1 pseudogene is annotated in these 300 nt (G+C 38.3%); it reads left to right on the forward strand.

Going from position 1 to position 300, the window contains the following annotated elements:
• Positions 1–82: 82 nt before the first annotated feature.
• Positions 83–300: pseudogene (locus tag ACSG5Z_RS30695) on the forward strand (tyrosine-type recombinase/integrase); the annotation flags it as partial.

The raw sequence follows: 300 nt of genomic DNA on the forward strand, positions 1-300 counted from the left end.
ATGGAAAGGAGGACTCTATTTTATAGGGGGTTCCTTTCCATTTTGGATGTTCACCAAGATTAATAGATAAGGAGTCAGGATATTGAATAAATACACAGCAAACAATGTTTTACCACAGAATGAGTATTGGGACGTAATCACCTCTACCCTTTCCTCTTACGAGGCAAAAGAAATATTGGACGATGGGAATGTCAAAACGTATAAGGGTGAGGATAATTACTTTCTGGTCAATGATGTTTGGGAACTTCATACCGTTGGTCAAATCCCTAACTTTGCAGAGCAGTATGAGAAGAATAAAGG

The organism is Bacillus pretiosus, from assembly GCF_051294775.1.
Lineage (GTDB): Bacteria > Bacillota > Bacilli > Bacillales > Bacillaceae_G > Bacillus_A > Bacillus_A wiedmannii.